Origin of the sequence: Skermanella stibiiresistens SB22 (assembly GCF_000576635.1) — a bacterium.
GTDB classification, from domain to species: Bacteria; Pseudomonadota; Alphaproteobacteria; order Azospirillales; family Azospirillaceae; genus Skermanella; species Skermanella stibiiresistens.
Genome location: NZ_AVFL01000068.1, coordinates 1 through 11,590, shown reverse-complemented (window position 1 = coordinate 11,590; position 11,590 = coordinate 1). Strand labels below are relative to the sequence as shown.

Here is an 11,590-nt window from a genome sequence, read left to right as displayed (position 1 = left end):
TGCGCGGCGCGGCTTTCCAGGCGGCGATCGACTCATCGGTGAACCACACGGTCAGACTGCCCCGCTGCCGCAGCGCCTCGTTATAATCGGCCCAGTTCGTCACGCGTCACTTCGGTCGCGGAATGTGGTGGCGACGGGCAGCATTGGCTTTATGCGGCATGAAGACGGGGCCCGGAGCATCGAAGCAGGCCGTCCCCTACGCGATCCCGCATAGCCCTGCAACACGCCAACTCACACATAAAAAGAGTGAACGTTGACCGGACTGGGAACTGCCTGACGCGCGCTACGTGGATCGGCACCGTTGTCTTGAGGCCGACCGTCACGCTGGTCATAACCGCGAGGAACCTCATCAGGTGGAATTAGTCGGGGTAACGATCTCGGGCGCTGGGAAACGATCTCACATTCGCCAAGTCCCACCTGTACCAGCCTATTTTGGTGAGAAGGTTGGCCTGATCACGACTCCTTAATCACGTCAGGGCTACCATGGATTTAACGATTACCCGCATCGATCATGATGCGGGGTTTTGTTTCTCCGGACGTGATTGCCGTGTGAGCGGTGTCCGCATCGAGGGGGTGGCGTGAACATCAAGTCCATCAAAGGAATGGCGGCGATCCTCTTCCTCGCCGCCTTGACCTTCGGCGACGCCCTCGCCCAGACGCTTCCCACACCCTTGGGAAAGCCGATACTCAGCGTGTCGGGCAGCATCTCGCTCACCAACGAAGGGCGTGACGCGGTATTCGACCGGGAAATGCTTGAGGCGCTGGGCACCGTCGCCTTCGAAACGGCCACTCCCTGGGATAAGCGGCCGGTGCGCTTCGAGGGTGTGCCCCTTGGCAGGTTGCTCGACTTGCTTGGGACATCGGGCACCAAGCTCACCGCCATCGCCCTCAACGACTACTCGGCTGAATTGCCGATCGAGGACACCCGAAAATACGAGGTCATCCTGGCTCTCAAGCGAGACGGGGAATACATGCCGGTGCGTGGCAAGGGTCCCCTCTTCATCGTCTATAACTTCGATGCCGATCCTGAATTGAATAGCCAGAAGTTCTACAGTCGTTCGGTATGGCAGGTCGTGAGGCTGGAGGTCAGGTGAAGGTGATCGATCGACGGCACGGGCTTCGAAGGTGGTCAAGCACCCTGCTCATCGGGTTGACCGTGGTCTTTGGCTTGGCCGCTGTTTACACCACATTCCTGATCTCCAACTACGCTTCGCTCCTGCGTCAATCATATCCATACAATTTCGCGTGGACGGCGGGCCAGGCGGTGGTGGAATTCGCGCGATTACAGGAAAGAGTGGCCTCATATGGTCTGGGCGATGGCGGTACGGAATTGGACGACGTCCTTGTGCGCATCGACATCTTGCTCAACCGCGTCGGTGTCCTTCGCGGCGTTGGCATGGCGGAGTTCATCGATCGCTTTCCTGATCAGTCGGCCGTCATCGATAATCTTTCGACGACCCTGGAGGCCCTGTCTTCCTTCCTCGCACAGCCCCACGCCGACAGGGCGGAAGTGGTTCGTGAGATCAGGCGAGGACTGGCTCCGATCGGCGCGCAACTTTCTCGTTTCGCGTCGGCGGCGAACCAGTATGGCGGCGAAGTCATCGGGAATGGTCAGCATCGCTTGGTTTCGCTGCATTGGATCTTCTCTGCGCTGGCTGGCGGGCTGATGCTGTGTGGGGCGAGCTTCATCGTTCTTCTGATGTTCAAGAACCGGGAGGTCCGTCGAGCCCATGACATCCAGGGAAAACTCACCAGGGAGCTGTCAGCGGCCCGGGATCGGGCGGAATTGGCCAGCAGGTCGAAGTCGCGGTTTCTCGCCACCATGAGCCATGAATTGCGCACCCCACTCAACGCGATCATCGGCTTTTCCGAGATGATCACCCGGGAAATGCATGGATCCGCCGGACAGCCACAGTATCCCGAATATGCCGGTTATATCCTGGACAGCGGAACGCACATGCTCTCCCTTGTCGAGGATATCCTCACCACGGCGAAGCTGGAGTCCGGCAACTATGATCTCGATCTCCGCGATATCGACCTCGCTGCGGTGGTCAAAGCCGTCACCACCATGCTGCGCGGCAATCCATTGGCCATTGGCCGGAGGATAACCACGGAGCCGGCCAGCGTGTGGCCCATCCTCCTGGCGGACGAGCGCGCGGTGCGGCAGATGCTTCTCAACCTGTTGACCAACGCCCTGAAGTTCAGCGCTCCTTCCGGCAACGTCGGACTCACCTGCCGCTCGGTTGCCGGTGATGGCTTTTTCGAGATCATGGTTCGCGATGATGGCATCGGCATGACCGAGGAACAAGCGGCCTTGGCGGTTCTGCCATTTCAGCAGATCGATGACGGGATGAACCGGCGCTACGAGGGCACGGGCCTCGGCCTGACCATCGTCAAAGGACTGATCGAGGCGCACGGTGGCCACCTACGCATCAAAAGTGGGCAAAACAAGGGAACGGAGGTGTCCCTCCTGTTTCCAAGCGCCGCCATCATCGGAACAAAAGGAGTATTGGAAGAAAACCTCATGAGGTTGGATGCCGAGTGACGTGATCGCGGCTCGCGCGTTAGGTGGTGGGGACAGAAGGTGGAAGCCGGGAACTGCGGAGGACGGGCGTTTACTCGTCTAACCCATGGCATGCGCAAGAGATTTCAACGATCAAGGCCCCGCAGGATGGAATTCACCGAGTCCAGCACGGTGTTCTCGGTGACGGGCTTGATCAGGATGTCCGTGGCGTATTCGCGGCCTTCCAGCGGCGCCCGCTGGTAATTGCCGGTGATGAAGATGACGGGCACTCCGATCGGGCCCAGTTCGGCGGCGACGGAGATGCCATCGATGATGCCGCCCAGATCGATGTCGATCAGGGCCAGGCTGGGCAAGTCCTTATAGGCCAGTTCCAGCGCCTTCTCCGCGGTGTAGGCGGGGCCGACCACCTCATATCCAGCGTCCATCAGCATTTCCGTCCAGCCCATGGCGATCAGGGGATCATCCTCGCAGACCAGGATGCGAGGACTGGCGGCGCGTTCCGCGCTGGGGGCGACTTTCAAGGCGGCAGGCATCGGCGGTCCATTCGTCAAATCGTATCCAGGATGATCCCACGAATTTGATTAAGGAAATCTTCATCACCGCCATTTGTGAGGTTCGTTGTTTGCCGGTATCCACCGACCGCGATAGGTGTGGCCTGATCCTGACCTCCGTAGCCTATGGGTGGATTGACGAACTCATCCTGACGGCTCGTGGTTATCAACCTTGGTCGCTCCGCCTCATGAGCGCGTCGCCCAACGCCTCGGCCAGGGCCACCTCCGGATAGGGCTTCTGGAGCACCCGAACATCGGGGAAGGCGCCGTCAAGCCCCGCCGTCCCGTAGCCAGTCGCGAACACGATGGGTACACCCCGGCGGGTCAACTCCTCGGCCACGGGAAAAACCTTGTCACCGGCTAAGTTGACGTCGAGCACCGCCGCGTCAATCCGGGTCGTGGCGATGAGATCGAGGGCGCGGTGGACGCGTCCGACCGGTCCAACCACGAGGCAGCCGAACCCTTCCAGCATTCCCGTGAGTGCCATGGCCACCAGCGCTTCGTCCTCGACGACGAGCACACGGATCGCGGTCAGCCCCTCCACCATGATCATACCGCCTTTCCATCGCGCAGCGGGAACTCGACGACGCACCGAACCCCTTCCGGGGCGAAGTCTAGGCTCACGACACCGTCCAATTGGCTGGCCAGCACGCCCCTCAACAGCCGGGTGCCGAACCCATGTCGCTCCGGCGGCGCCACGGGCGGTCCGCCAAACTCCTCCCACTCGACCCTGAGATGGCTCCCACCATCAACGCTCACGACCCTCCACCCGATCCGGACACGCCCTCCGGGAACGGACAACGCCCCATGCTTGGCGGCGTTGGTCGCCAACTCGTGGAACGCCATGCCGAGGGCGACGGCGTCCTGGGGCGGCAGCCAGACGTCCGGGCCAGCGATCAGGGCCCGGTCGTGACCATGGGGAGCCAGCTCGGCTCGCGCGAGTTCCATCAGGGGCGCGTTCTTCCAATTGCCCCGCGTGATCAGGTCGTGGGTGTTCGACAGGGCCAATAGTCTGCCCTCGAAAGAGGCGAGGAAGGTCGCGGGCGTGGGTGATGACCTGGATGTCTCCCGGGCGATCGACTGCACGGCCGCGAGCGTGTTCTTGACCCGATGGTTGAGTTCGTCGAGGAGCAGCTTGCGCTGCTCGGCTTCCCGCAACGCGGCGCCGAACAGGCGCGCGTTGTCGACCGCGACGGCGGCTTGGGCGGCGAGACCCACGACAAGCCGTTCGGCCGCCGCCGTGAACACGCCCGCCTCGCCATGCCCAAGGAGGAGTCCGCCCAGCGTCTCCCCCGACCGGGAGACGACCGGCACCCCCAGGTAGCTGCGCACGGCGGGATGCCCACGGGGCACCCCGTGATGCGGCGCGTTGTGGCCGTAGCGGGCGTCCCTGGTGATGTCGTCCGATCGAACGGCCCCCTCACCCCGGAAGGTTGGGCCAAACACGGCCGTGTTGCGCGGCATGGACAGGTTGGCGAACGCGCCGGCCTTCTCGCCGGACAGGGCGTGAAGGGTGTAGGACTCACCGCGCTCGTCGAGCACGTTGTAGAGGAAGGCCCCGATCTGCGCGCCCGAGACTTGGGTCGCGGCGTCGGTTATCGACTGAACCAACCGGTCCAGGTCGAGTTGCGCCGAAACCTCGATGCCGACGCCGTTGATGGTCTCGAGCTCCCGCGCCCGGAGGCGCTCCGCCCTGGAGGCGCGTTCCGCGTCCGCCCGTGCGCGTGACTGGCCCACGGCGGCGGCCGACAGGAGGGAGGTGGCCAGGAGCCCGCCGATCCCCACGATCCACACCAGCCCCCGCCCCGACGCGGCCTCCAGTCCGGCGCTGGCGGCGTAGGACACTGTCCAGACCCTGCCCGCCACCGCCAGGGGCCGCTCCGTCCCGTACCGCGGCGTTCCACCGACGCTCCAGTCGGAGGAGCGGTGCATAAGCGCGCCTTTCCCGGGCTCGCCGTCGTGGACCTCCAGGGCCAGGTTGGGCCGCGCGCCCCAGAGTATCCTCTCGAACAATTCGTCGGCCTGGAAGGCGGCGTAGGCGTGTCCGCTCAGGAGGTCGCGCCGCTCCTCCACTGTGGTGGGGATAGCCGAGCCCTGGTAAACCGGCATGTAGATCAGGAAGCCCGCCTGATCCCGTCCATCGGCCTCACGCACCAACCTGACCTTGCCCGAGGCGGCGGGCTCCCCCGTGTCCCGAGCGCGCTCCATGGCATTCCGACGTACCGGATCGACCGACATGTCGAAGCCGATGGCCACCCGGTTCTGGTCATCGAGCGGCTCGAGGTAGATCACTGAGTTGAACTCGTCCCGGCGGTCCTGGGGCCAGATATGGAACCCTTCGACCCCATCCCCCCGCATCTCCGCCTCGAGACGTCCGACTTGATCCGAGGCCACGCGCGCGCTGAAGCCGATGGACCGGATGCCGGCATAACGCCCACGGAGGTTAAGTCTCACCACGAAGGCGGCGAACTCGGCCCGTGTCACGGCCTCGCTCGAAGCGAACAGGGCGGATGTGGCCCGGAGGACCGCGACGTAGGTCTCCATGCGGTTTGAGATCGTGGTTTCGGCCTGTCCAACCTCCTGGAGGAAGCGCTCGTGATCCCTCCGCTCCATGACGAGCCAGAAGCCCATCATCGCGCCGGCCGTGGCGAGCAATCCCACGGTGGTGACCAGAACAGGCCATGCGTTGAGCTTCCGCCGTCTCTTTCCCGATGGAGAGGCGCGATGATGCGACGGCGCTTCCGACATTGGTGGTCCCATCATCGATGCCCGGCCATGCCGTTGTGGGGAACCCGATATGAACCGGAAATCTGGTTAACCACTCGTTAAGGCTTCGCGAATGAAATGATGGCGGGTGAGTTGCGCCTATCCGAGACCAGCGGATCGGCGACCGATGGGGCCCTTGGACAGGATGAACTTCCGCTTATAGCTATTCGAGGTTTTGGACTATGCTCCGGGAATGACACAGGATCATTCATCGCTGGTCGACCAGTTGTACGGCGTGATCCTGCTGGCCGATGTGTCGTGGCACTCGCCCTCGGGCGGATACGCCGACGCGGCGCGTCTGTTCCGACTTGTCGGTCGGGTGCATGGACTGGCGGCTGCAGTGTGTCTGGTGGGACAATCCGTGGATCTTAGGATCTCCCGCGACGGTCTCATTGGGTGACGCTTTCCAGCATCACCAACTGGACACCTTGGACACTTGGTCGCCCGAAGTGTTAAATTGGCATGGAACCAGATCTCCTTCTGACCGCGCACTTAAACGGCCTGATCATGTTCGCCAAGGTGTCATGGCTGTATGCCGGGTGAAACTACGCTCGGGCGGCGCGGACGCTTCGACGCGTCGCAATGACGCAGCGGGGAGCGATCCGGGCCGGGAGATCTGGGCGACCCATGCGGCTGAACATTACGGACGAGGACATCCTCGGGTAGCGAACATGTGTATCGCGTGCCGGCGGGATCAACCAACCGGCTCCACCCCGACCTTTTGGCATGCGGAAGTTCATCATTGAGCCGAGCCATTTCCAATAGGGTGAATGCGTGCTCCCTGTGAACGAGATACAACTGGCCAGCCCAGTCGTGCGCTCGATCCTCCCACTGTTTCGCCCGAAGGCGCGCAACCTCCAGCTTAAATCTCAAGTTCGCCATGTGCTCTTCCGGAGTTGGGGAAGCAGCCATCACATCCTCGCCGCCGAACCGGTCTGTTTGCACGACATTAGCGATCCGAAAGGCGTGAAAATGCCTGCTCTAGTCCATGGGGCCGAACATCGTACCAAGGAAAGATCATTCGGATGGCAGCAGCAGTTAACCACCGAGAAATGCACTAGTGAAATTTAGAGCACATTATCACGAATTTCATTAGAGGAACCGTTGCCCTTGAGTAACAAAATAGTATCTCCGGGCCTCACGCGTATGAGACATCAAGCCGTCGCTCATGGAGCCACGCCTTCACCTGCTCCACATCTTGGTAATCGGGCGGCGGCGCGAGGTTGCCGGTCAGCGGCCGGCTGATGAACGGCGGTTTGGACAGGCCGGTGCCTGCCGTGGGCACCGTCAAGTTGGCGGTGGGCTGGGTTGCCTGAGCGGTGTGAGCCGGCTATCGCTTTCCTCCCGAGCTGATCAGCCACACGGTCTGGCTGTACTTTCGCTTCCCGTTGAGCCTTCGGATGGTCGAGGAGATGCTCGCATTCCGGTGCATTGAAGTCGGCCACGAGACGATCCGCCAATGGGCGCTGAAGTTCGGCCAGGAGTTTGCCAACATCATCCGCCGGCGCCGACCCCAGCCCGACGACAAGTGGCACATGGATGAGGTCGTCCTCAAGATCGCCGGCAAGACGAATTATCTCTGGCGCGCCGTCGACCAGCACGGCGTCGTGCTGGACGTCTTGGTCCAGAGTCGGCGCGACAAGAAGGCGACCAAGCGGCTGCCGCGCAAGCTGCTGAAGCGGCAGTGCCGGGCTCCTCGGGTCATGATCACGGACAAGCTGGACTCATATGGAGCGGCCAAGAAGGAGATCATGCCGGGTGTCGAGCACCGCCAGCACCAAGGGCTCAACAACCACGCGGAGAACTCGCACCAGCCGACCCGACGGCGGGAACGGCAGATGAAGCGGTTCAAGTCGGCCAAGCAGGCTCAGCGCTTTTTGTCCGCCCACGATCAGGTCGACAACCTTCTTCTCCCGCCCCGCCACCGCATGACCGCAACCGACTACCGCACCGAGCGGACCCGCGCTTTCCGGGCATGGCACGACGTCTGCGGCATCGAGCGAGCCGCATGACCCGCAGCATCCTTGATCGCCGTCAAACTCGCCCAACTATCTGCTTCGCCCAACAAGTTGACGATATCCCGTGAGCCCAGCATTCTTTCCAAAGAAGACGCTCAGCCGTGGCCAGCAGCTTCCAGGATGAGTTCGCTGACTTCGCGCGGGTGCGAGATTATAGAAAGATGGCTGGCGGGCAGTTCTATCGTCTTTGCTTCCATCCTTCTGGCCAGATACCTCTGCAGCTCCGGATTGATGGTACGGTCTTCAGCCGATACCGCATAATAGGCAGGCTTGGAGCGCCAAGCCGCATCTGTGACCGTGCCTGCTAGCAAGGCCTTCTGAAAAGGATACTGCGTCGCATAAAGGAGCTGGGCCCTGGCCTCGGGGACATCGCCTGCGAAGTCACGCAAAAATGCCTCTTCGGTGAGCCTTCCCTCTTCCCCGTCATAGACGATCCCAGCACTCGCGGGAGGGGTTGGATAGGTCTTCGCGAGGGCTGCAAAGTCTTCGTTAGCATCGGGCGCACGAGCCGCGATATAGACAAGGGCGGATACGCTGCGATGCATCCCGGCTTGGGTGACGATCATCCCGCCGAATGAGTGACCAACTAAGACGGTTGGACCGTCCTGCCGGTCAAGTACGCGCACTGCTGCTGCAACCGATTGTGGTAGGGTCGACAGGGGATTCTGGACGGAAGTGACGTTGAGCCCCTTTGGCTGTAGGAAGGATATGACATCGTTCCAGCAAGAGCCATCAGCAAAGAGGCCGTGCATAAGAACGATATCGCGGGCTTTTGGCGGACGACTTGATGCGGGAGCTGCCATGCTCCTTTTCCCTACAAGCGTAGCCGCTCCTCCGATCAAAGTGGCCGAGAATGCGCGCCGGTTCATGACCATTTTTCGATCTGCTCTCCATGGGAGTTATTGTCGTCTTCGACGAGGCGGCTGCTGGATCTGGTCTCGCCTTTGGCCCGGTTGAAGCTAATTCCGTTCGTATACCAGCGCCCCTGGCGCAGAGATGCATTGATGACCCTTCGACGCGCTGATCGAGGACGCAGGAACCAGTCGAAGTGTTTTGCTATTACCGGGCTCACAACAAAGACAATGAGGCTTACTGTGACCGGCGCCAGAACCAGCGTTCGATGCCATACAGCCCAGTTCTCAGCCAGCGGGTTCAATGCGTAGAGCAGGAGCGTCACAATGGGATAGACGAATCCAATCATAACGATCGTCAATCTGGTTTTAGATGGTTTGATCGGGCCGACGACTGTGCCATCGCTTGCCTTGAGGCTAGTCAGATCGCCAGTCGTGGTATCAGGCTTAGTCAAATCGCCAGCCTCCTAGTATTCGGCACTCGGCCGCTGGCGAAACTTCTTGTACCAGACGTCAAGGCGCGGATGAGCCGAGCCGAAGGGCTGGTCGAACCTCTCCCGGCATGTTTGAAAAATTGAAAACACCGTGCAGTCCGCGATCGTAGGCCTGTCTCCTGCCAGGAACTCGTTGTCTCCGATCGTCGCCTCCAGGACATCCAGTATTTCGGTGACGTACCCAAAAAGCCTGGTAGCAACCTCCAGTGATGGTGATGGCTCTTTGGCAGGAAAGGTTTGGGTAACGTTCCACAGCCAAAGCTGAGACCGGACCACCAGATCGGTCCCCAATCGCTCAAGCGAGCGTATTTTCGCTCGAGAAATGGCGTCCGTCCCCATCATCGGCGTACCGGGATGCAACTCATCCAGATACTCGACAATGGCAGCAGAGTCTGTGATCGGCACACCCTCATCCGTGACGAGTGTCGGGGCTCGTCCGCTGGGATTGATGGCGAGGTATTCGCGCGACCTGTGCTCTCCTCCCGCGTAATCCAGTTCATATCGCGGAACGTCGATCCCTTTTTCGTTCAGGTAGATGATAACGCGCCGCGGATTCGTTCCTTTTTGAAACTGGTACAGGAGCATAAGATCCAACCTTCCGATTTTGGCACTTCAGTCACTATCTATGTCCAGAGATTATCTCTAAATTATCGTGTTACAATGTGGGTTTTATGCTGTTACTAAAGTGATGCTTTGCGAGGTGAGAAGTGGCGTCTGATCGTTTAACGCGCGTACCGCTCAAACAGGCGCTGTCGGACTTCATCCGACAATGTCGCGAGCGCACTTCTCCAGAATCGGTTGGCTTGCCGCAGGTGCGCCGCCGTCGAACCAGAGGCCTTCGTCGCGAGGAAGTCGCCACTTTGGCCGGTGTCGGTTTGACGTGGTACACTTGGTTCGAGCAGGGACGCGACATAGCGGTATCGGATGATTTCCTCCATCGATTGGCGCGAGGACTTCAGCTTGACCGAGCCGAACGGGAGCACCTTTTTGCATTGGCCGGTCGTGAGACATTTTCGGATGGATCTGAGAGTGCCGAGCTTCCACAGTCGCTCGTGAGGATGATCGGTGGTCTCGATCAGGCCGCGTACATAATGAACAGTTCATGGGATGTCCTGGCCCATAACGAGGCAGCCAGGACCCTGTTTGAAGACTTCATATTGCCGCGACCGAACATGCTCCGCATCGTCTTCTTTTCCGACCACTACCGGCAGAAGATTCGAGACTGGCAGTTCGCCGCGAGGCTTGTCCTGCTCAAAGCGCGCCATGACTATCTGACGGGTGGGAAGAGCCCGCTTTTGAGGTCCATCCTCGACGAGGTTCTTCAAGCCGTCCCACAAACAATGGAATGGTGGGATGATCCCGAAGTCCTCCGAATCGGCGATATGGACATCACACTCCGTGATGCAGAGGGCAGGTGGAGAAGCTATCGCCTCAATATCCTCGTCTCCGAAAACAGGCCCGGACTTCGCATCGCTTTCTACGATGAAAAATTAGTAGCTTAGGCACCGTCAACTTGGTGGGCGTTTGATCACTGCGGAACAGTATGGTGATGTGGGCGCGGATCTGGTCCTTGATTAGGCGGCGAGTCGGGCGCCGGCGATCTCGGGCAAGGTCGTGAAGGCTTGGGAACGGGCGGCGCGGTGCTCGGTGGCTGTGAGTTGGTTGCGGGGAAAGTGGAAGAGGTTGGCGATGGGGTCGTGGATCGCGACGAAGCGCTGAACGTGGCGGGCCGACTTGAACCGCTTCATCTGGCGTTCCCGTCGGCGGGTTGGCTGGTGGGGGTTTTCCGCCCGGTTGTCGAGCCCCTTGTGCCGGCGGTGCTCGACGCCGGGCATGATCTCCTTCTTCGCCGCCGCGTAGGATTTCAGCTTGTCCGTCACCATGACGCGCGGCACCCGGCGCTGCTTCTTCAGCAGTTTGCGCGGCAGGCGCTTGGCCGCCGTCTCGTCGCGTCGGCTCTGGACCAGGGCCTCGAGCACGAAGCCGTCGCGGTCGGCCACCCGCCACAAGTAGCGCTTCTTGCCCGCGATGGTGATGATCATCTCGTCGAGATGCCATTTGTCGCCGCCCCGCGGGATCAGCCGGCGGATCCCGTTGGCGATCTCGCGGCCAAACCTCGGGCCCCATTCGCGCACGGTTTCATGGCTGACCTCGATCCCGCACGCCGCCAGCATCTCCTCGACCATCCGCGAGCTCGGCGGAAACCGGAAATTAGAGGTAGACCGCATAGCTGATCACTTCGGCAGGGAACCGGTAGCCGGCGTGGGAAGGAGCAGGGGACGTCGTCATCCCCGTCCCATACTCGCCAGCCATCCGCCTTCGCAAGCACCAGCCCTCAAGTTGACATGGGGTTATTGCGGGGCGGCTGTCCTCCGGAAGGCAGTTT

10 protein-coding genes and 3 pseudogenes are annotated in these 11,590 nt (G+C 61.1%); 5 read left to right on the top strand and 8 right to left on the bottom strand.

The genetic code is table 11. From position 1 onward, the window contains the following. A pseudogene (locus N825_RS40680) lies at positions 1 to 160 on the bottom strand (IS5/IS1182 family transposase); the annotation flags it as partial. A 418-nt stretch (positions 161 to 578) separates the two neighbouring features. On the opposite strand from N825_RS40680, the gene N825_RS34925 reads away from it, so the two are divergent. Further along, entirely contained in the window at positions 579 to 1,094 is a 516-nt protein-coding gene (locus tag N825_RS34925) for a putative pterin-binding protein (RefSeq protein ID WP_245613334.1), read from the top strand. Beyond that, positions 1,091 to 2,545 carry a sensor histidine kinase gene (locus N825_RS37410; protein WP_198039068.1) on the top strand — a complete coding sequence of 485 codons (1,455 nt, stop codon included), beginning with the start codon at positions 1,091 to 1,093 and terminating at the stop codon, positions 2,543 to 2,545. The genes N825_RS34925 and N825_RS37410 overlap by 4 nt, the downstream gene beginning before the upstream one ends. Before the next feature lie 104 nt (positions 2,546 to 2,649). On the opposite strand, the gene N825_RS34915 is transcribed toward N825_RS37410, so the two are convergent. The 3 genes from N825_RS34915 to N825_RS34905 all read right to left on the bottom strand — a co-directional run bounded on the left by N825_RS34915 (position 2,650) and on the right by N825_RS34905 (position 5,736). Beyond that, positions 2,650 to 3,057, bottom strand: coding sequence for a response regulator (locus N825_RS34915; RefSeq protein WP_051514176.1), 408 nt, complete (start codon positions 3,055 to 3,057; stop codon positions 2,650 to 2,652). 184 nt (positions 3,058 to 3,241) lie between these two features. Then, on the bottom strand, positions 3,242 to 3,628 hold the full coding sequence (locus tag N825_RS34910) for a response regulator (RefSeq protein ID WP_245613333.1): 387 nt from the start codon (positions 3,626 to 3,628) through the stop codon (positions 3,242 to 3,244). After that, positions 3,625 to 5,736: a CHASE domain-containing protein gene (locus N825_RS34905; protein ID WP_198039067.1), complete on the bottom strand. Its 2,112-nt coding sequence runs from the start codon at positions 5,734 to 5,736 to the stop codon at positions 3,625 to 3,627. Before N825_RS34905 ends, N825_RS34910 begins: the two co-directional genes overlap by 4 nt. 298 nt (positions 5,737 to 6,034) lie before the next feature. Here N825_RS34905 and N825_RS34900 point away from each other — a divergent pair, with 298 nt between their 5' ends. Continuing rightward, a complete protein-coding gene (locus N825_RS34900) occupies positions 6,035 to 6,241 on the top strand; it encodes a hypothetical protein (RefSeq protein WP_037461955.1) in 207 nt (68 codons plus the stop codon). A gap of 931 nt (positions 6,242 to 7,172) precedes the next feature. Next, positions 7,173 to 7,853, top strand: a pseudogene (locus N825_RS34895) (IS6 family transposase); the annotation flags it as partial. A 101-nt stretch (positions 7,854 to 7,954) separates the two neighbouring features. On the opposite strand, the gene N825_RS34890 reads toward N825_RS34895, so the two are convergent. The 3 genes from N825_RS34890 to N825_RS34885 all read right to left on the bottom strand — a co-directional run bounded on the left by N825_RS34890 (position 7,955) and on the right by N825_RS34885 (position 9,789). Next, the gene (locus tag N825_RS34890) at positions 7,955 to 8,662 is read right to left on the bottom strand and encodes an alpha/beta fold hydrolase (protein WP_198039066.1); all 708 of its coding nucleotides are present in this window, start codon (positions 8,660 to 8,662) and stop codon (positions 7,955 to 7,957) included. Positions 8,663 to 8,724: 62 nt separating this feature from the next. Then, the gene (locus N825_RS38455; protein ID WP_157619765.1) at positions 8,725 to 9,165 is read right to left on the bottom strand and encodes a putative antibiotic biosynthesis monooxygenase; all 441 of its coding nucleotides are present in this window, start codon (positions 9,163 to 9,165) and stop codon (positions 8,725 to 8,727) included. A 12-nt stretch (positions 9,166 to 9,177) separates the two neighbouring features. Continuing rightward, a complete protein-coding gene (locus tag N825_RS34885; protein WP_037461948.1) occupies positions 9,178 to 9,789 on the bottom strand; it encodes a glutathione S-transferase family protein in 612 nt (203 codons plus the stop codon). A 122-nt stretch (positions 9,790 to 9,911) separates the two neighbouring features. On the opposite strand from N825_RS34885, the gene N825_RS37630 reads away from it, so the two are divergent. After that, positions 9,912 to 10,706 (top strand): MmyB family transcriptional regulator, encoded by a 795-nt coding sequence (locus tag N825_RS37630; protein ID WP_084165389.1) that lies wholly within the window; start codon positions 9,912 to 9,914, stop codon positions 10,704 to 10,706. A gap of 72 nt (positions 10,707 to 10,778) precedes the next feature. Here the strand turns inward: N825_RS37630 and N825_RS34875 are convergent. Next, a pseudogene (locus N825_RS34875) lies at positions 10,779 to 11,493 on the bottom strand (IS6 family transposase). Positions 11,494 to 11,590 lie beyond the last annotated feature (97 nt).